Here is an 18,099-nt window from a genome sequence, read left to right on the forward strand (position 1 = left end):
AGATGCAAGCCTTTGAACACCGTGAATAAAGGTTGTGAAAAGACCGTTCAGCTCCACTGACAATAAGAATGGATTTTTCGAAACAGCTTCTCATGTTTTGAAAAATCCAGACTTATTTCAAGGAGTTGGTCTTTGAACACCGTGGATAAAGTTGTGTAAGCTTCATTTTGCTCTAAGCATTAGACCAAAAAAGCTGGAACACACCTAATACATAGGTAAATCCCAGCTATTTATTGATTTTCAGTTAGCTAGTTATCATTAGAAATACAAGTAAACAGATGCAAAATACCCAGCTACTACTTGTTCTCTCAAAAAGTTGAACGGGTAAGCTTATTTATTATCCGCATGTAAGACAAAAGCTTCATAGGGACGTAATACTATTTCGCCTTTAGGAACAGTTTCTTGTGGGTAATTTGTGACTACTAACGAGAAATCACCGTTAGGCACTGTAAATTTTTGTGTTTTGTCTGATATATTGCCTACGACTAGCCACTTCTCGTTAGCAGCCAAACGAAGATAGGCAAATACTTCTTCTGTCGTATCGTGTACTAATTGGTACTCACCCCAGACGATACTGTCATTCTTCTTGCGTAAATCAATCAATTTTTTATACGTATAGAAAATAGACTCTTTATTTTTCAACGCATTTTCTACATTGATTTCTTGATGATTCGGGTTGACGTGCAACCAAGGTGTCCCAGTTGTAAAACCAGCATTTTCGCTATTGTCCCACTGCATCGGTGTACGTGCATTATCGCGTCCTTTCGCATTGACAGAACGTAGGATCTCTTCTTTTGAATAACCTGCTGCTAGGCGTTCATGATACATATTGATACTTTCGATATCTTCTACTTCACTGATGTCACTGATGGGATAATTCGTCATCCCGATTTCTTCCCCCTGATAAATATACGGGGTCCCCTTCATCATATGCAGTAGAATGGCAAACATTTTTCCGCTTTCTTCACGGTATTCTTGATCATTCCCCCACCGAGAAATGATTCGCGGCAGATCGTGGTTGTTCCAAAACAGACTATTCCAACCTTCTTCTCCTAAAGAGGTTTGCCATTTAGAGAGTACGTTTTTTAATTCAGAGATACTTAACGGTTGAAGATCCCATTTATCTTTTCCTTTTTGCTGGTCCAACCCGACATGTTCAAATTGGAAGATCATCGACAGTTCATTGCGTTTAGGATCAGAGTATAACTTGGCAATCTCCGTTGTTGCTCCCCATGTTTCGCCTACTGTCATCAAATCTTTATCGCCAAACGTTGCCTGATTCATTTCTTGCAGATACTCATGTAGCTTAGGCCCATTATTGGTTATCCCCTGATCAGGTAGTTTACCGATCGTATCGATTACGTCCATGCGAAAACCACCAATGCCTTTGCCGATCCAAAAATTCATCATTTGATGGATCTCTTGCCGTACTTTTTCATTCTCCCAATTTAGATCAGGTTGTTTTTTACTATAAAGGTGTAAATAATACTGACCAGTTGCTTCATCCAACTGCCAAGCAGACCCACTGAATATCGAACGCAATTGGTTAGGAACATCACCGTTTAATGGATCTCTCCAAATGTAATAGTCTCTATAAGGATTGTCTTTATTTTTCCGTGCTTCGACAAACCAGATATGCTCATCTGAAGTATGGTTAACAACTAGATCCATAATGATCTTGATTCCCCGTTTTTTTGCCTCACTGATTAATTGTTCCATATCAGCCATTGTTCCGAACTCTGCCATGATTGCTTGGTAATCACTAATATCATATCCGTTATCATCATTAGGTGATTCGTAAACCGGGGAGAGCCAGATCGTATCGATGCCCAAATAACTCAAATAATCTAATCTTGAAATCACGCCTTGTAAATCACCGATCCCATCACCATTCGTATCTTGGAAACTACGCGGATAGACCTGATAAACAACTGATTGATGCCACCATTTTTTCTCCATATTTTCCTCCACTATCAAAAAAATGTCCTTCTCCCAAGAATTGTAACGCTTTCATAAAAGGGAGTAAATACCGATTTTCTTCGCTTTTTTGCTAAACTCAATTAAATGTTGCTGGTACGCGATTTCTTTTTGAACGGTCATTGCTTGTTACCGATAACAAGTTTTTTTTGATCAACCTCTCTTATAGAAAAAGACAAGAAGTTTTTTACTGATCCATAGTTTCCGTGAAAGAATAGCTATCGATTAGTTGACGGACTGTAAAAAAAGCGTGGGGCAAATCTAAAAATCAGGCTTGCTACAGACTCGCGAATAAACGGCGTACAAAAGTCAGTTTTTTCGGAAATTTCAAAAAAAAGCGTGAGACAAAAGTAAGAAACACTTTTATCTCAGCCTTTTCAAACATGAATGGTTCAGAAAGCAACATCGTCGTAATACCTCTGTTCCAATTTTTTTCTATACTCTTTATTACACGTTCAATATCCACATAAAACCGATGAAGACGAAGAATAATAGGTACATGATTGGTGAAACTTCTTTTCCGCGTTTTGCAGCAAGCATTGTGATTGGATAGAAAATGAATCCTAATGCGATCCCGTCTGAGATACTATAAGTCAACGGCATACCAATCAAAATCAAGAATGAAGGAATAGCGATCTCTAATTTGCCCCATTCGATTTGTCGTAATGATTGTGCCATTAAGACACCAACCATGATCAACGCTGGTGCTGTCACTTGAGAAGTAACGACAGATAATAGTGGTGAGAAGAACAATCCTAACAAGAAGAAGATCCCTGTTGTCACAGCTGTGATCCCTGAGCGACCACCGACTGCGATTCCTGCTGATGATTCAACAAATGCCCCAACTGGTGATGTTCCTAATAAAGAACCAGCAAGCATTGCTGTTGAGTCAGAAGCTAATGCTTTTCCAACACGTGGCATTTTATTGTCTTTCATGAAACCAGCTTGATTGGCGAGGCCAACTAATGTACCTGCCGTATCAAAGAAAGTGACCAATAAGAAAGTTAACACAACCACCCACATTTGTAGAGAATTGATATCCCCTACATGTTTTAGGGCAACCAAGAATGTTGGTTTCAAACTTGGTGCAGCTGAAACAATTTGAGACGGCATTGGAATCAATCCAGTGATCAAGCCTAAAATTGTCGTTGCTGCCATCCCAATAAAAATACCTCCAGGAACACGACGAACAAGTAAAATCGCTGTGATCGCTAGTCCAAAGATAGTAAGCCATGTCGTTCCTACACTTAAGGAACCTAATCCAACTAAAGTCGATTTATTCGAAACGATGATGCCACCTTCACTTAAACCAAGAAAAGCAATAAACAAACCAATCCCACCTGAAATAGCATATTTCAAGTCTGCAGGTATTGCATCGATGATCATTTCACGCAATTTAAAGATCGTGATCAAAATAAAGATCAATGAAGCAACGAAAACTCCTGCTAACGCTGTTTCCCAAGGAATACCCATTCCTAAACAAACAGAATAAGCAAAAAAGGCATTGATACCTAAAGCTGGCGCCGTTCCAATTGGGTAACGTGCTAAAACACCCATCAAAATACAGCCGATTGCACTTGCCAAAGCAGTAGCAGTAAATACTGCTCCCTCATCCATACCAGAGGCACCTAAAACAGTTGGATTCACAAACAAAATATACGCCATTGAAATAAACGTCGTGAAACCAGCAAGTACCTCTCTTTTAACTGTTGTACCTAGTTTTTCAATCTCGAAGTAGGAAAGTATTTTTTCCTTCATCTTCCATCCCCCTAAAAGCCGAACATTTATAAAAAAGTCCTTTAAAAATTAGTTTTATTAATAAAACAACGAGGTTAATCATATACTAAATAATAACATAAGTAAATAAAAAATTCGGATTTTAAGCAAAATCCGAACATTAATTCTTTATTTTTACCATTAAGACTTTTAGCGTGAACATTAGCTTTTTATTCAAAACTTAAATTCTTGTCGTATGCTCTTATTTTTTCGTGTTTTCGCGAGCTATTCGTCGCTGTTCTTCTGCAATAAACGCCTTATTGTCAATTTCATGTTGCCAACTTGTTACCGTATCATGCGCATGGTTCATTGAATTCAATCCACCAAAGCCAGTATCGACCATCTTGCCCCAGCCTTTTGTATGATCTTTGCCAGATTCGCTGTTTTTCTTCCTTAACTTTTCACTTTTTTCTCCCCGTCGCTCTTTTAAGTACACTTCCATTTTTTCAGTTAGACTCATTTTCTTCTTCCTTTCTTTCCATCTGGCCAATCACAAAATAGTTTCCTTCCGGATCAGAAAAATTAAATGTCAAAACGCCGTTATTATCCGTGATTTCACCAGGATTTTCCATTTGTTCATAGATTTCCTCAAATCGATCGGTAAAAAATAGTATTGATGGAGGCGTACCTAATACTTCTGGTGAAAAGCGTTGCACAAAAACTTTAGGGAAAATACCTAGTTCAAATTCAGAAGAGATGGCTACTATCACACTGTGGAACTCTTCTGGTAATTCAACTGTTTCGCTGACTGTCGCTCCTAGTTTTTCGACAAAAAACTGACTGATTTTTTCAACATCTTCTGCATAGAGCATCACACGAGTTTTACCGATCATTTTATATCCTCCTTTTATTTCCTTTTGCATAGGGAAACTAATTACTTCTATTATATCACGAAAGCGGATTCTACTAAAAAAAACTCTACCAATGCGAGAACACTTTCCAGCACATGGTAGAGAGTTCTTATCGGTGAGGCTTATTTTTTTAATTTATTGTTACTTCTGTTTGATTTTTTGTTAAAGTGTAATGATTGCTTGTCACATGGAATGTTTGATCGATCATTTTCTTTAATTCAAGGATTGCTTCATTCCCTCGTTTTGCTTGTTCTGGATTGATTGATTCGATGACCAAAACAGCATGCGCAGTTTCTTCGGTAAGCATTGTCCGCTGTGCTTCTCGCCAATTGAAACAACGGCAGATAGCACCTTCTTCATCATAGTAGATGATTTCTTCTGGCAACGCTGGCGCATCTTTGTCTGCTCCTAGAGGTAAGAAGTTTTCTCCACCTTTTGCCTTTCCTAAATGCAGATCTCCTTGGATTTTCGCAATATCTTCCCCACCACATGGCACACCATATTTTAATGAGATGCTATTGTAAATATCTACCAAAGGATTGATTGGGTAAAATTCACGTTCTTGATTGGCCCTTTTCAATAACGCTTCAATAGAAGAGCGTGCCCCTTTTTTCGTTTTGAATTGCGCAAAAGCTTGGCGCCATTGTGCAATCACTTCATTTTGACTAAAGGGTTCTTCTGTTAGATACGCTCTTGCTTTTTTCGCTGCCTGATTCAATAAATGATGATAGGTTTCTTCTTGGTCTTCTTGGACATGATTATCGATACCTTCAACAGTTAAGACTTCGATCGTTGCTTCCGGGAAAACTTCCCAAAAAGTTGAGTCTACAATTACTTTATTCATTCATTTCTCCTCCATTGATTTTTTTGACAAAAATATAATCTGTTTGAGCGTCATCACCCATATAAAAAATATGTTCGCTATGATGCGAAAAACCATGTTTCTTGTAAAAGCGCAGTGCTGGTTGATTGTGTTCCCATACGCCTAACCAAATTGCTTCTTTTTGTTGTTCTTGCGCTCGTTGGATAGCAAATGCCATAAGTGTTGAGCCGATTCCATTTGCTTTAAATGCACTGCGTACATAGATCCGCTCAATTTCTAAAAAATGATCCCCCATTTTTTCTGATTGTGCTTGGTCAACATTCAGTTTCAAATAACCTGCGATCTCGCCATCGACCATTGCCCAGTAAAATTCTGATTGTTCATTTTGCAGTTCTTTCATCAATTTATTGATCTCATATGCTTCATCTAAATAAATCCGCATCAGTTCCTCACTGTTATATGCGCCAAACGTATCTCGATAGGTTTCAATACTGATTGTTTGAAGAAGTTCCGCATCTGAAACGGTCATTTTCTTGATTTCGATTTTTTCCACTTGCCTGTTCCTTTCAATAAATTCTTTTGTTGCCCTTTTTTACAAAATTCCAATCCTCACTCACATTTTGTCGAACTTTTTTTAACATCCTTTGCAATTGTTCAACTTCTTCTGATGTCAATCCTTTGAGTGCTACCTGATTGGAATAATGGTGTTCCCGGATGATAAATGGATAGATTTTTTTACCTTTGTCTGTCGGATAGAGTTTCTTGATTTTTTTATTTGTCTGATCCGCCGCACTTTGGACCATCCCTTTTTCTTCTAACCGTTTGATTGCTCGTGCCGTCGTCGTGCGATCGACTTTGATCATTTCTGCTAGTTTTTCTTGGATGATTCCAGGATGTTCACAAATACGTACCAAATAAAGGTATTGACCTCTTGTTAATTCGATTTCTTTGAATTCAATATTGCTGATCGAATCTAAGGCTCGAGAAATCATCCCGATTTCTCTAATGATGTCGTCCATCTTGTCCTCCTTTGGTTAAATGTTAGTCTTATTTTACACTATTTAGTTGCAAATGCAACAATTTTTAACCAAAAAAGACCGTTCAGTCCTGATTATGTGGAAAGAGCATGTGGAACAAATCTAAAAATCAGGTTTGCTAGAGACTCTCGAGTAAACGGCGGGAGCAGAAGCAACTCCTTCGGAAATAAGCCGAAATTCACAAAAATTTGAAAAGCAATTTTCGTTCATTTTTTCTTATTTCTCGGAGTTAAACACTTCTGTCCCAGCCTCTCTCAAATAAACGGCATCCAAAAGTCAGGTCTTTCGGAAATTTCAAAAAAAGAGGCGGGGACAAAAGTAAGAAACACTTTTGTCTCGACCTCTTTCCTTCACTTTCATTATATCTGCACGTCTTTTTGATTATTTACCGAGTTGCTTCCTCAATAGCCCCAACTATTGTGAATATTACTTTTTTAACGCAAGAGTTCCCCAATCAATTCTTGTGTTTTGGTCAATCCATCTACTTGTAAGGAATGGACAATCTTAGATCCTACTACTACTCCATCGCAACACTGCGCAAATCGCCGGACATGTTCTGCTTTTGAAATGCCAAAACCTGCTAAAACAGGAATCGCACTTTTTTCTTTGATTTCTTTTAGATGCTCTGTCAGATTTTGCTGATAGGTTTTATTGACTCCAGTTGTTCCGTTGATCGTTACCGCATAGATAAAGCCTTCTGCTTCTTTTACTAAGGTGTCGATTCGTTCACTCGGACTAGTCAAAGAAACCAATTGGATCAGTGCAATGTCGCCTAGATCAGGCAAAACCAAGTCACGGTGCTCATAAGGGAGATCCGGGATAATGACCCCTTGGACATGACAATCTTTTAAATCATCTACAAGTTGCTTCACACCGTAATGAAAGAATGAATTACTATATCCCATTAAAATCAATGGGACTGGTGAGTGATAATCTTGTAATACTGCAATGATTTTCTTTAGTGTCACCTGATGTTTGAAGGCATTCAAACCAGCTTCTTGAATAATGGGACCATCTGCTACTGGATCGGAAAAAGGAATCCCTAACTCAATTGCAGTTGCTCCGCTTTTTGCTAACATCTCGATTTCTTCTGGTAGATGTTCTAGGCCCTGTGCACCAGCCATGATATAAGGAATGAATAAAGGTTTTGTTGTTTGATTTTCCAAATAAAGGGTTAAAGGTTTCATGCTTGTTCCTCCATTTCTTTGATTTGTTGCACATCTTTGTCCCCACGACCCGATAAGCAAACGACGATCAATTCATCTTTAGCCATAGTTGGTGCTAATTTCATGACATGAGCTAACGCATGGGAACTTTCTAATGCTGGAATGATCCCCTCTTTTTCAGATAAAAGATGGAACGCTTCGACAGCTTCACGATCGGTGATCGCTGCATATTCTGCACGGCCACTAGTATATAAATAGGAATGTTCTGGTCCGATCCCCGGGTAATCCAGGCCTGCCGAAATAGAAAATGCTTCAATAACTTGTCCATCATCATCTTGAAGCAAGTGCATCTTCGCTCCATGCAGCACGCCAACACTTCCTTTATTGATCGATGCAGCATGTTCATTGGTATCCAAGCCATGCCCTGAAGCTTCAACACCAATCAATCGAACTGGATCATTGAGGAAAGGATAAAACAATCCCATTGAATTGCTTCCCCCACCAACACATGCGATCGCCACATCTGGTAACCGGCCTTCTGCTTCTAGAATCTGGCGGCGTGCTTCAGTTCCAATCACGCTTTGGTAATCCCGCACAATTTCAGGGAACGGGTGCGGGCCTAAGACTGATCCCATGACGTAATGTGTATCTTCTACATGTTCGACCCAATAGCGTAATGCCTCGTTGACTGCATCTTTGAGTGTCTTGCTGCCAGAAGTCACACTGACTACCTTCGCACCTAATAACTCCATCCGAAAGACATTCAGTTCTTGGCGTTTGACATCTATTTCTCCCATAAAGATCGTACATTCCATCCCGAACAAAGCAGCCGCAGTAGCCGTAGCGACTCCATGTTGCCCTGCTCCTGTTTCTGCTACAACTTTCTTTTTACCCATTCGTTTGGCTAACAGTACTTGTCCTAATGCATTGTTGATTTTATGGGCTCCTGTATGATTCAAGTCTTCCCGTTTTAAATAGATCTTCGCACCACCAAGATGTTCTGTTAATCGTTGTGCAAAATAAAGTGGATTCTCACGTCCTACATATTGCTTTAAATAGTAGGCAAATTCTTTCTGGAATTCCTCATCTGTTTTTGTTTCTTCATAAGTTTCTGTCAATTCTTTGACTGCGTACATCAAGGTTTCTGGGACGAATTGTCCACCAAATTCCCCATAAAATCCTTGTTCATTCGGTTGTTGGTACATGTTGTTTCCTCCTTTTTTACTGATAGACTGTGTCATGCCTTTTTATCGCGTTGCTTTCAACGGATCCTTTACGTTTCAGCTGTTATCAGCAATTCTCACCGCTTCACAAAATGCGCTGATTTTTGCTAGATCCTTTTTCCCATCTGTCTCGACACCACTTGATACATCCACTACTTTCGGATGGAAATAAGCAATGGCTTCTCCCACATTTTCAGCTGTCAAACCGCCAGCAAACCACAACTTTTCTTTTTCTAACTGCTGTACTGCGACAGCTGACCAATCAAAACGCTGACCATTCCCGCCCATATATTTAGTAGGTGGGGCATCCAATAAAAGAAAATCTTCACCAGTCGTTACTGTCAATGACACGTTTTTAGTCACACTTTTGGCTCGAATAATTGGAACATCCAACTGCTGAAACTTTTTTTCTCCATGGATCTGGACGAAATCAAGTTGCGCGATCTTAACAATCTCTTCGACGAATTCTTTTGTAGGTGAAACAAACACTCCGACTTTTTTTACTTTTTCAGGAAGATCTTGTGTAAGTGTACGAACGTTTTCGGGGGTGATTTTTCTTGGACTCTCTGCGAAAACAAATCCGAGATAAGAAGCACCAGATTGAATTGCTGTATCGATCGCTGTTTTTGTCGTCAATCCACAAATCTTGGTTTCAGTCATCTTCTCGACACCTGCAATTCCTTTACTTTTTCTTCCACGTTTCCTGCTCTCATCAGCGTTTCACCCACCAAGATCCCTTGATAATTTTGACTGATTTTCTCAACATCTTGTGCTGTTTTAAAGCCAGACTCACTGATATAAATACATCGACCTTCTGGCTGACTCAAATCAATACTGGTCTGTAAGCTGACTTGGAAGGTCTTTAAGTTGCGATTATTGACCCCAATGATCGTAGCGCCGATTTCTTTCACAGTTGCTAATTCTTGGGCGTCGTGGGTTTCCACTAAGACTTCTAAGCCTAACTCAGTCGCATACTCATGCAATTCCTTCAATCTTACCTTTGGCAAAGCTGCAACAATCAGTAAAATCAGACTTGCACCTGCTTGTTTTGCTCGTACGATCTGCTGTTCATCAATAATGAAATCCTTACATAACACCGGTACATCGACTACTTGAGCAACTGCCGTCAAATCATGGATCGTTCCATTGAAAAAGACAGGATCGGTCAATACAGAGATGGCACTGACACCAGCTTTTTCATATGTTTTCGCCTGCTGCAAAATATCAACCGTTCCATTGATCAGGCCTTTAGAAGGAGAAGCTCTTTTGATTTCTCCAATGATATGGACTTTTTTAGGATTTCCTTTTACCGTTTGATAAAAGGAAGGCCGCTGCTTCTCTACTCGTTTTTCGACCGGCGTTAAGTTGTTCACTTCATTTGCTTTTTCTTTTAAGATTTTCTCTAAAAAATCCATCCGCTCACCTACTGTTCTTTTAATAAATTTTGTAATGTATCAAATGCTGCACCTGATTGAATCACTTGTTCTGCTTCCTTGATGCCTTTTCTAATTGACTGAACTTTAGCACCTGCTAGAAAACCTAATCCCGCATTTAGGAGAACCGTTTCGTAATACGGTGTTCTCTCACCTTTTAATACCGATAATAGAATCTCTTTATTTTTTTGAACATCTCCTCCGGTAATGGCAGTCAATGGCAGTGACTTCAAGCCCACTTCTTCTGGTGAAAATGAAAACTCGCTGACTTTTCCTGACTGATAAAAAGCACAATGGGTCTTGCCACCCAAATTGGCTTCGTCCATCCCCTGATAGCCATGAAGAACTAGTGCTTGTTTTCTCCCTAACTTTCCTAATGTTTCAGCAGTTGATGCTAGTGAATCTCCTGCATAGGTCCCCATCAGTTGATACTCTAATGGATAAGGATTGATCAATGGACCAATCAAGTTAAAGATCGTGGGTGTAGCTAATTCTTTACGCACACTCATGACTGCTCTCATTGCAGGATGCATTGCAGGGGCAAAGAGAAAAGCAATCCCAACGTTTTTTAAAAGATGATCGATTTGTTCTTTGCTGTTGGTGATGGTAACGCCTAATGCTTCCAACACATCTGCACTTCCAGAGCGGCTCGAGATACTGCGATTGCCATGTTTTGCCATAGGGATTCCCCCACCTGCAAGAACAAATGCCGCTGTCGTACTGATATTGAAACTTTGTGAATGGTCGCCACCAGTACCACAATTATCCATTACCCCAGTTGGTGCTTTTTCCATTGGAATCGCCCGCTTTTGCATCACATGAGCCAAGCCTGTCAATTCTTCTGTACTTGCCCCTTTTACCTTCAATCCGATCAACACACCGCTGATCTGGTTTGCGGTCACTTCTTGATCAAACATCGCAGTCGCTAATTGTTCCATTTCTGCTTGTGATAAATCTTTTTGCTGATAGATACGTTCAAATAGTTGTTGCATCAGTAATCCCTGCTTTCTGTAAAAATTCCGTTAAATAGTCTTCCCCATTTTCAGTACCGATAGATTCTGGATGAAATTGCAGTCCATATATCGGGTATTCCCGATGTTTCATTGCCATGATGTAGCCATCCACTTCTGCGGTGATACACAGTACTTCCGGGAAATGTTCTTTTGACACAATCAATGAATGATAACGCATGATTTTCTTGTGGTTGATCACCGATTGCTTCCCATGCATGATTGTGGGTGCAGATACGATCTTTGCACCAAATACTTCACCAATAGCTTGATGCCCCAGACATATCCCTAAAATTGGTTTCGTTTGATAAAACAATCGGATCAATTTTTCTAGATCACCTGCTTCTGCTGGTTTCCCAGGTCCCGGTGAAAGAATGATGCCATCTGCTTTGCGAGCGACTTCCAACAGTCGTTGGTCGTCATTTCGTAAGACGATGATCTCTGTATCTGGAAGTAAATGAACCAAGTTATACGTAAAAGAATCATAATTATCGACTAATAAAATCATTTTCTTACCTCCAATAGCCCTTTCGCTTTTTGTAATGTTTCAAAATACTCGCTTGTCGGATCAGAATCATAAACAATCCCCGCACCTGCTTGCACGTACGCTTTTTTGCCTTTCACTACCATCGTGCGAATAGCAATGGCAAAATCCGCTTGGTTGTCTTGCGAAAAGTAGCCAACTGCGCCTGCATAAATCGAGCGTTTCACTGGCTCCCACTCGTAAATGCGAGTCATTGCGCGAATCTTAGGTGCCCCGCTGACCGTTCCTGCCGGTAAAGTTGCTTTCAACGCATCCATCGCAGAAAATCCAGTTTTCAATCGGGCTTGCACAAGTGAAACGATATGCATGACAAAGCGGTAACGTTCAACTGTCATGAAAAGAGGAACAGTTACAGAACCATGTTGTGCGACTTTCCCAAGATCATTGCGTCCTAGATCGACTAACATCTGGTGTTCTGCGATTTCTTTCGGATCGCTTATCAGTTCTTTTGCTAACTGATCATCCAACTCTTTACTTGCTCCACGTTTTCGAGTCCCAGCAATCGGGTTCGTTGTCACGATCTCCCCTTTGACTCGAACTAAACTTTCAGGGGAACTTCCGATAATCGTTGCTTGAGGGAATGGTAAAAAATAAAGGTAAGAAGAAGGGCTGGTCACTCGTAATTGACGATAGTAATCAAAAGGATCAATCGTAAAATCTACGCTTAATCGTTGTGAAGGAACCACTTGGAATAAATCACCCTCTCTGATTCTTTGTTTTGCTTCTGTAACGATCTGTTCAAATTTTTCTTGTGAAAAATTACTCTTGAATTGTAAGGACAACGAAGGTAGTTCACTTCCTTCTGCTTCATTCATTGTTCTGATTTTTTGCTCGATAGTTTCTAATCGTTGTGCTAACACTTCTTCCGTTTCATGGCTGTAGCTATTGCTCGCAACGATAGTTATTTCTTGCTGTTGATGATCATAGATCACGAATGATTCGTAGAGATAAAATTGCAGGTCTGGTAAGCCCAGTTCATCTTCTGGAATCGTTCCTATCTCCTCGTAACACGCCGCAATGTCATAGCCTACATAGCCAATTGCCCCACCTTGAAATGGGAGCTCTTCATGTAGTTCTTCTTCAACCAACACGTATTTTTCAAGTTCTTTCAGCGGGTCCTTACAGCGGTATGTTGTTTCATCAAACGAAAACTCTCCTTCTGCATATTTGACGTGATGCGCTGGATCAAATGCAATGACTGAATATCTGCCATTTTCTTTTTCTCTGGGGATGCTTTCCAATAAACAACTTTTTTCATCTCGCAGGCGATAATACAAATTGATTGGCGTTAAACAATCGCCATTGATTTTCTTCGTTTTTCTCATTTTTTTCTCTTCCTTCCTTTTATGTAAACAAAAAAGCCCCCAAGTCAGACGAAGTCCAACTTGAGGGCGGATGTACCACGGTGCCACCTCAATCATATGCTAAAAAAGCATATCTCTATTGACCATCTAACAATGGTCTTTCTCTGTAACGGGAGTTCCCGTCATCCCCTACTTTGGTTCAAGGATGCTCGGACAAGTCCATTCACTAAGCAAAAAATACTTCCTTCTCATCATCGGAAATTTTCTGTGATTTTTCTTTTCTCAGCTACTTCTCTTGTCATTGATTTTTTTATCTAAAATACAAAAAAGCCCTCAAGTCAGACAAAGTCCAACTTGAGGGCGGATAATCCACGGTGCCACCTCAATCATATGCTAAAAAAACATATCTCTATCGACCGTCTAACAACGGTCTTTCTCTATAACGGGAGTACCCGGAAGTCCCTACTTGATTCAACACTTCAGTCCAAAAGTCCATTTCACATCATCCACTTACTGATTCGCAGCCCCATCAGCTCTCTGAAAAGATCAATCATGTTACTTCTCTTTTGTAAGACACTTATTTTTGATAATAATACGCTCTCTTATTTTACTTGTCAATACTTTTTTTAGTCAAAATAAGGTAAAGGTCCGTTGGCTAAAATTGCCAATTGTTCCTTCGTCGTTCGCTTGATCGATAATGGTGGCAACTCATCTAAAGCAAAAAAAGCACTGTTTGATGTTTCACTATTTTCCACAAATGAGCCGGCCAGGATAGTACAGGAAAAAACAAGCTTATAATATTGAAAAAGTTGCGGAACATCTTTTCTTACATTTGTATCGAACAATGCAAGTAGTTTATCTGCTGTCACGATGAGCCCCGTTTCTTCTTCAACTTCTTTTTCGATATTTTCTTTAGGCGAGAGCCCAACTTCTGCAAATCCCCCTGGCAGTGCCCATTCTTTTGTCCGCTTATCTTCAATCAAGAGAACTTTATCCTCCTGCTTGATGTAGGCTCGAACATCGATTTTCGGTGTGGGATATCCTTCGTTTTGCTCTGTTAAACGAAATAGTTCAGCTGAAGTTTCTGTACCAATCCCACTCAATAATTCAAGAGCAATCGTCCGCAGCTCTTCATATCTTTCTTTATCAAATACGTCTTTTCCGTAAAGTAAGCCTGCTTCTGCAATCGTCAATAGTCTTCTGTACTGATCAAATCTGGTCTGCATCTCGTTTCTCCTTTATCGACATCCTTTTCTCAAGTATAAGGATGTTTGGACCAACTGACAAATCCGTCTACTTGAACGTAGCATAATTTTAACTTTTCCATTACTTCACTTATCCACATGATTTATAAGCTATTGTCTATGGATCGTTTAATCTGTGTAAATTGGTTGAATAAAATCTGCTCTCCAGAGATTTTCTTCCTGATCATAGTCAAAGTACCATATTTGAGAAAAATGCTGTTGTCTCCTACGGCTACCTGAAATAACCCGTCTATCTCGCCGATCGATCGTGTAATCTAAACAACTGAAATCAATACGGATCGAGAAACTTTCTTCGTGGATTTTCCGATAATTTTCTAAGCCTTGAATACTTACCTTTTTAGTATGATTCTTGACCCCATCCGCTTCATTTTCCTGCAGTACCCGTTGATGTTCCTCAAATAGCCGTTGTGTATAGTAGTTTCTCACTTCCTCAAGAGTTTCATGATCCCAAGCATTTTGAATGGTCAGAAAGATATTTTCTACTGTTGCACATAATTCTTTTTTTTGTTGTTTCGTTCCTGACATAGCAGCAAATAGAACATCTTTACGCTTGCGTTCGACTTTATTCCGTTTATAGCGCCTGAAACCATAAGAACCGATGATCGCAAGCGGTGCGATCCACATTCCACGACCCACAGGATAGTTACTTGTTTCATAATCGCTGTAATACCTACCTCCTGTGTTCATATAGCCACGAGAACTCGATCTGTTACCAATCGAAACTCCTCCAGAACTAAACCCGCCACCGCTACTACCAAAACTACCACCGCCATGTCCACCAGCAACTGCAAAGCAAGCAGTTGGCATAGCAAATAAAGCGAAGAAACATCCTAAACTCACAACTAGACCGATTATCTTTTTCATCATTATCCTCTTTTAACTAAAATATTATAAAAATCATATCCTTTGTTTCTTTGCACGTCAATATGTATTACAATGTATCTAATTTATTGTTCTGTGAACCATTCTATTCACAGAACAACAGTGTTCAACAATTTAGGGGGAAGTACACATGCTTGCTGATGCATTACTGATCATCGATCTTCAAAATGGCGTCTGTCACCAAGAAGACCACTCAATCGATCATCTCGAACAATTAGTTCTAACTGTTAATTCTTTGATACACAACTATTCCGAGCGACCAATCATCTTTGTTCAACATTGCGATGAAGAATTGGTGGAAGGAACCTTTGCTTGGGAGATCATTCCTGAGATCCACACTGAAAAAGGAACTCATTTTGTCAATAAGATCCATGCCAACTCTTTCTATCAAACAAATCTTCAGGAACTGCTCACACAATTAACTATCACTTCTTTAGAAGTCTGTGGTGCTCAAACACAATATTGTGTAGATACCACCGTTAAATTTGCCCATGGATTAGGGTATCACCTACAGATGCGTAAATCTGCTTCTACTACGTATGATACTCCTGTCATGTCTGCAGAAACGCTGATTCGTTTTTATGAAGATATCTGGGATGGCCGTTTTTTGACCCTCTACGAAGAGTAGTCCTAGGACTTTTTTATCTCTGACAATGCGTATTGAACAAAAAAAGAATTAAGTTGTATTTACGTAGAAATAACCTCAAAAGTTAGTTGATGTTGCACCCCATGACTCGGATATTAGGCCAGGTTATGGCGCTCTTCAATGAAAGTCTAACTTTTTTGGGTCACTACATTTTTCCGATCACCTACCATGTATTTAGTTCAACAATCTAAACTTCCAAAACAATTTGAATCCTATGTGTACATTGTACTTGTAAGAATCAACAATCTAAGCTAATATAAAGAAAAGGAGCTATGCGCGAACATAGCCCCCATGTAGAACTGTTAAAAAGACAGTGACAGTTATTAATTGTTTTTTTCAAACCATCTAACGACCTGTCAAAGTGTTTAGATGGTTATTTTTTGTCCTTATGGTCACTAATCAGCAAAACCAATGTCGCAAAAGCGATCATCAGTTGAATTGCTTCAAAAGTTGACACTTGCTTACTCCCTTCTAGGGATAAAGCGATGAACCATAGGCATCACCCCTTTTTCAAGAGATTAGCCACCATCTTTTCACTTTTCTACTTTACTAGTATATCATATATCGAAGCAAGAATAAGACAAAAAAATACGATAAAGCGCCCGAGAATCCCATCTCATCGGTACTTTATCGTATTTTAACTTATTGAACAATTAGTCTGCTGAATTTTTTAAGTTCTAATTGCTGAATGGTTACTGATGATCCCATAAATCGTTCTACTATTCTGGACTTTTCTATCTTCAGAAAAGTTGGCGTTAAGGTAATCCATTATCGTTTAAAAAACTTGTGTAGGTCCAATTCCATTTAATATCTCAGTCATTCATTAACAGTTGAAGCCAAGTGTTCTTCCGCTGTCATATCAGTATGTTTGATTACTCAAGCATTTAAATTATCTCTTACGATATAAAACCCTTGTTTCTCTTCAACACTATAATTACCTAAATTTAATTGTTCTTCAACAATATAAAATTGATCTTTTTTATCTAGTTTAATCAGACTAGTATAAACATGATCAATTTCATTCACTAATTTATTTTGTACTACAAGTGCTGTAGGTGTCCCTACAGTTAAAGGAGCTACAACATCAAAAATATCTGCAACTTCAGAAGTGATAGCCGGGTTCTCTGTTGCTAGAACAGTAGTCCAAAAAAAAGCTAAGCAATCCTGCTTAGCTCCCAATGATCCAGTTTTATGGGTGCGCTACATTGTTGGTCTAACTTTTGGGGCGCACTTCATTCCCCTAACTTTTTGGGGTTATTTTTATAACAAACTGGATGCTTGTATGTTTTACTAATGTTGAACGAGAACACGATCGTTTCCTTGGCTTTTTTTTTCCCAACTTTTCACTTCTACCAAAAATATACCAGCTGCCAGCAGATCTGCACTGCCGCCAGGTGAAATTTGTTTCTTTTGGCAAAAACGAAGAAGTTCAGAAAAACTAGGATTCGGTAGCAGACGTTTACTAGCATCATAAGCCAGTTTTTGCATCTTGAACAATGTCGTTTCATCGCTACGATGCAACACACAGGTATCTTCAATCGTACTCATCAAGACTAATAACATATGCAACTGCTTTTGCTCTTTTGAATCTGTCGAAAAAGACTCATAGGAGGTCAATGCATGTGCCAAATTAGGATAGCCTAAGACAGCTTCTTCGTATGCCCCATTGACACCATATTTTTTCTTAACGACAAGTCCATGACTTTTTTGTTTCGTTTGAAATTTAGAGTCTGGAAAAGCAGCTAATTTTCCCACAGTTTCGAATAATTGAGGATAGTCTAAAGATTCATTACTACTGATTTTCTGAGAAATGACACTGCTTAAGAGCCCCATGACCCAAATAGCCCCTTTATGCGTATTCACACCATTGGTTGCTTTAAGCATCGCTTTTTCCGCCTGTCGGCCAATTTCTGCAATTTTCTCACGTAATTCTTGGTCGATTGGATGGTTCCACGATACAATAGCCATTTGTTTAAAAAAAGGAGTCAATGACTTAGCTGAGCGAAGAAACAAAGACAGATCCATATCATGATGGGCACCCGTACTGTGGGCATCCACTAAACCAGGCTTGGGGCTCAATTCCACTTCTGCTATCAATGCTTTCTCCACAGAATAAGCAATCTGCGCTGCCACCATTTCCCTTTGTTTTTCTCTCATGACAA

At 39.5% G+C, this 18,099-nt stretch carries 20 protein-coding genes, 1 pseudogene and 2 other annotated features; of the genes and pseudogenes, 1 reads left to right on the plus strand and 20 read right to left on the minus strand.

Annotated elements, in window-relative coordinates; translation table 11 throughout:
- Window positions 1-330: 330 nt before the first annotated feature.
- From CJZ72_RS03475 to CJZ72_RS03550, 17 genes and pseudogenes are all read right to left on the minus strand, one after another.
- A complete protein-coding gene (locus CJZ72_RS03475; protein WP_081134194.1) occupies window positions 331-1,959 on the minus strand; it encodes a glycoside hydrolase family 13 protein in 1,629 nt (542 codons plus the stop codon).
- A 465-nt stretch (window positions 1,960-2,424) separates the two neighbouring features.
- On the minus strand, window positions 2,425-3,735 hold the full coding sequence (locus CJZ72_RS03480; protein WP_005880480.1) for an NCS2 family permease: 1,311 nt from the start codon (window positions 3,733-3,735) through the stop codon (window positions 2,425-2,427).
- A 220-nt stretch (window positions 3,736-3,955) separates the two neighbouring features.
- The gene (locus CJZ72_RS03485) at window positions 3,956-4,213 is read right to left on the minus strand and encodes a hypothetical protein (protein WP_005880482.1); all 258 of its coding nucleotides are present in this window, start codon (window positions 4,211-4,213) and stop codon (window positions 3,956-3,958) included.
- The gene (locus tag CJZ72_RS03490; protein WP_095443626.1) at window positions 4,200-4,586 is read right to left on the minus strand and encodes a VOC family protein; all 387 of its coding nucleotides are present in this window, start codon (window positions 4,584-4,586) and stop codon (window positions 4,200-4,202) included. Before CJZ72_RS03490 ends, CJZ72_RS03485 begins: the two co-directional genes overlap by 14 nt.
- A gap of 148 nt (window positions 4,587-4,734) precedes the next feature.
- Window positions 4,735-5,448 carry a B3/B4 domain-containing protein gene (locus CJZ72_RS03495; protein WP_095443627.1) on the minus strand — a complete coding sequence of 238 codons (714 nt, stop codon included), beginning with the start codon at window positions 5,446-5,448 and terminating at the stop codon, window positions 4,735-4,737.
- Window positions 5,441-5,980: a GNAT family N-acetyltransferase gene (locus CJZ72_RS03500; RefSeq protein WP_095443628.1), complete on the minus strand. Its 540-nt coding sequence runs from the start codon at window positions 5,978-5,980 to the stop codon at window positions 5,441-5,443. The genes CJZ72_RS03495 and CJZ72_RS03500 overlap by 8 nt, the downstream gene beginning before the upstream one ends.
- 13 nt (window positions 5,981-5,993) lie before the next feature.
- On the minus strand, window positions 5,994-6,446 hold the full coding sequence (locus CJZ72_RS03505) for a MarR family winged helix-turn-helix transcriptional regulator (RefSeq protein WP_081134191.1): 453 nt from the start codon (window positions 6,444-6,446) through the stop codon (window positions 5,994-5,996).
- Window positions 6,447-6,592: 146 nt separating this feature from the next.
- Window positions 6,593-6,712 (minus strand): annotated as a pseudogene (locus CJZ72_RS15030) (DUF3788 family protein); the annotation flags it as partial.
- A gap of 186 nt (window positions 6,713-6,898) precedes the next feature.
- Entirely contained in the window at window positions 6,899-7,651 is a 753-nt protein-coding gene (gene trpA / locus CJZ72_RS03510) for a tryptophan synthase subunit alpha (RefSeq protein WP_081134190.1), read from the minus strand.
- Window positions 7,648-8,835 carry a tryptophan synthase subunit beta gene (gene trpB / locus CJZ72_RS03515; protein WP_081134189.1) on the minus strand — a complete coding sequence of 396 codons (1,188 nt, stop codon included), beginning with the start codon at window positions 8,833-8,835 and terminating at the stop codon, window positions 7,648-7,650. Before trpB ends, trpA begins: the two co-directional genes overlap by 4 nt.
- A 75-nt stretch (window positions 8,836-8,910) precedes the next feature.
- The gene (locus CJZ72_RS03520; RefSeq protein ID WP_095443629.1) at window positions 8,911-9,513 is read right to left on the minus strand and encodes a phosphoribosylanthranilate isomerase; all 603 of its coding nucleotides are present in this window, start codon (window positions 9,511-9,513) and stop codon (window positions 8,911-8,913) included.
- On the minus strand, window positions 9,510-10,268 hold the full coding sequence (gene trpC, locus CJZ72_RS03525; protein WP_081134187.1) for an indole-3-glycerol phosphate synthase TrpC: 759 nt from the start codon (window positions 10,266-10,268) through the stop codon (window positions 9,510-9,512). Before trpC ends, CJZ72_RS03520 begins: the two co-directional genes overlap by 4 nt.
- Window positions 10,269-10,276: 8 nt before the next feature.
- The gene (trpD, locus tag CJZ72_RS03530) at window positions 10,277-11,278 is read right to left on the minus strand and encodes an anthranilate phosphoribosyltransferase (protein WP_095443630.1); all 1,002 of its coding nucleotides are present in this window, start codon (window positions 11,276-11,278) and stop codon (window positions 10,277-10,279) included.
- Complete coding sequence (locus CJZ72_RS03535) at window positions 11,262-11,804, minus strand: anthranilate synthase component II (RefSeq protein WP_095443631.1); 543 nt, start codon at window positions 11,802-11,804, stop codon at window positions 11,262-11,264. The genes trpD and CJZ72_RS03535 overlap by 17 nt, the downstream gene beginning before the upstream one ends.
- The gene (gene trpE, locus CJZ72_RS03540) at window positions 11,801-13,165 is read right to left on the minus strand and encodes an anthranilate synthase component I (RefSeq protein ID WP_081134184.1); all 1,365 of its coding nucleotides are present in this window, start codon (window positions 13,163-13,165) and stop codon (window positions 11,801-11,803) included. The genes CJZ72_RS03535 and trpE overlap by 4 nt, the downstream gene beginning before the upstream one ends.
- 59 nt (window positions 13,166-13,224) lie before the next feature.
- Window positions 13,225-13,455, minus strand: a binding site (T-box leader).
- A gap of 42 nt (window positions 13,456-13,497) precedes the next feature.
- Window positions 13,498-13,725 (minus strand) — a binding site (T-box leader).
- Between the two features lie 45 nt (window positions 13,726-13,770).
- Window positions 13,771-14,370 carry an NUDIX hydrolase gene (locus tag CJZ72_RS03545; protein WP_081134183.1) on the minus strand — a complete coding sequence of 200 codons (600 nt, stop codon included), beginning with the start codon at window positions 14,368-14,370 and terminating at the stop codon, window positions 13,771-13,773.
- A gap of 147 nt (window positions 14,371-14,517) precedes the next feature.
- Window positions 14,518-15,273 carry a TIM44-like domain-containing protein gene (locus CJZ72_RS03550; RefSeq protein ID WP_095443632.1) on the minus strand — a complete coding sequence of 252 codons (756 nt, stop codon included), beginning with the start codon at window positions 15,271-15,273 and terminating at the stop codon, window positions 14,518-14,520.
- Window positions 15,274-15,421: 148 nt separating this feature from the next.
- Here CJZ72_RS03550 and CJZ72_RS03555 point away from each other — a divergent pair, with 148 nt between their 5' ends.
- The gene (locus CJZ72_RS03555; RefSeq protein ID WP_081134181.1) at window positions 15,422-15,919 is read left to right on the plus strand and encodes a cysteine hydrolase family protein; all 498 of its coding nucleotides are present in this window, start codon (window positions 15,422-15,424) and stop codon (window positions 15,917-15,919) included.
- A 391-nt stretch (window positions 15,920-16,310) separates the two neighbouring features.
- Here the strand turns inward: CJZ72_RS03555 and CJZ72_RS15220 are convergent, their stop codons facing one another.
- From CJZ72_RS15220 to CJZ72_RS03565, 3 genes are all read right to left on the minus strand, one after another.
- On the minus strand, window positions 16,311-16,394 hold the full coding sequence (locus CJZ72_RS15220) for a putative holin-like toxin (RefSeq protein WP_227259831.1): 84 nt from the start codon (window positions 16,392-16,394) through the stop codon (window positions 16,311-16,313).
- Window positions 16,395-16,813: 419 nt separating this feature from the next.
- On the minus strand, window positions 16,814-17,116 hold the full coding sequence (locus CJZ72_RS03560; protein ID WP_081134180.1) for a hypothetical protein: 303 nt from the start codon (window positions 17,114-17,116) through the stop codon (window positions 16,814-16,816).
- Window positions 17,117-17,227: 111 nt separating this feature from the next.
- Window positions 17,228-18,094 (minus strand): triphosphoribosyl-dephospho-CoA synthase MdcB, encoded by an 867-nt coding sequence (locus CJZ72_RS03565; RefSeq protein ID WP_081134179.1) that lies wholly within the window; start codon window positions 18,092-18,094, stop codon window positions 17,228-17,230.
- Window positions 18,095-18,099 lie beyond the last annotated feature (5 nt).

Origin of the sequence: Enterococcus durans, assembly GCF_002277935.1 — a bacterium.
In the GTDB taxonomy this organism is placed as follows: domain Bacteria; phylum Bacillota; class Bacilli; order Lactobacillales; family Enterococcaceae; genus Enterococcus_B; species Enterococcus_B durans.

Bases quoted from the DNA above. Each gene is read 5' to 3' on its own strand.
- CJZ72_RS03475 (WP_081134194.1), bottom strand. From the start codon at position 1,959: ATGGAGAAAAAATGGTGGCATCAATCAGTTGTTTATCAGGTCTATCCG.
- CJZ72_RS03480 (WP_005880480.1), bottom strand. From the start codon at position 3,735: ATGAAGGAAAAAATACTTTCCTACTTCGAGATTGAAAAACTAGGTACA.
- CJZ72_RS03485 (WP_005880482.1), bottom strand. From the start codon at position 4,213: ATGAGTCTAACTGAAAAAATGGAAGTGTACTTAAAAGAGCGACGGGGA.
- CJZ72_RS03490 (WP_095443626.1), bottom strand. From the start codon at position 4,586: ATGATCGGTAAAACTCGTGTGATGCTCTATGCAGAAGATGTTGAAAAA.
- CJZ72_RS03495 (WP_095443627.1), bottom strand. From the start codon at position 5,448: ATGAATAAAGTAATTGTAGACTCAACTTTTTGGGAAGTTTTCCCGGAA.
- CJZ72_RS03505 (WP_081134191.1), bottom strand. From the start codon at position 6,446: ATGGACGACATCATTAGAGAAATCGGGATGATTTCTCGAGCCTTAGAT.
- trpA (WP_081134190.1), bottom strand. From the start codon at position 7,651: ATGAAACCTTTAACCCTTTATTTGGAAAATCAAACAACAAAACCTTTA.
- trpB (WP_081134189.1), bottom strand. From the start codon at position 8,835: ATGTACCAACAACCGAATGAACAAGGATTTTATGGGGAATTTGGTGGA.
- CJZ72_RS03520 (WP_095443629.1), bottom strand. From the start codon at position 9,513: ATGACTGAAACCAAGATTTGTGGATTGACGACAAAAACAGCGATCGAT.
- trpC (WP_081134187.1), bottom strand. From the start codon at position 10,268: ATGGATTTTTTAGAGAAAATCTTAAAAGAAAAAGCAAATGAAGTGAAC.
- trpD (WP_095443630.1), bottom strand. From the start codon at position 11,278: ATGCAACAACTATTTGAACGTATCTATCAGCAAAAAGATTTATCACAA.
- CJZ72_RS03535 (WP_095443631.1), bottom strand. From the start codon at position 11,804: ATGATTTTATTAGTCGATAATTATGATTCTTTTACGTATAACTTGGTT.
- trpE (WP_081134184.1), bottom strand. From the start codon at position 13,165: ATGAGAAAAACGAAGAAAATCAATGGCGATTGTTTAACGCCAATCAAT.
- CJZ72_RS03545 (WP_081134183.1), bottom strand. From the start codon at position 14,370: ATGCAGACCAGATTTGATCAGTACAGAAGACTATTGACGATTGCAGAA.
- CJZ72_RS03550 (WP_095443632.1), bottom strand. From the start codon at position 15,273: ATGAAAAAGATAATCGGTCTAGTTGTGAGTTTAGGATGTTTCTTCGCT.
- CJZ72_RS03555 (WP_081134181.1), top strand. From the start codon at position 15,422: ATGCTTGCTGATGCATTACTGATCATCGATCTTCAAAATGGCGTCTGT.
- CJZ72_RS03565 (WP_081134179.1), bottom strand. From the start codon at position 18,094: ATGAGAGAAAAACAAAGGGAAATGGTGGCAGCGCAGATTGCTTATTCT.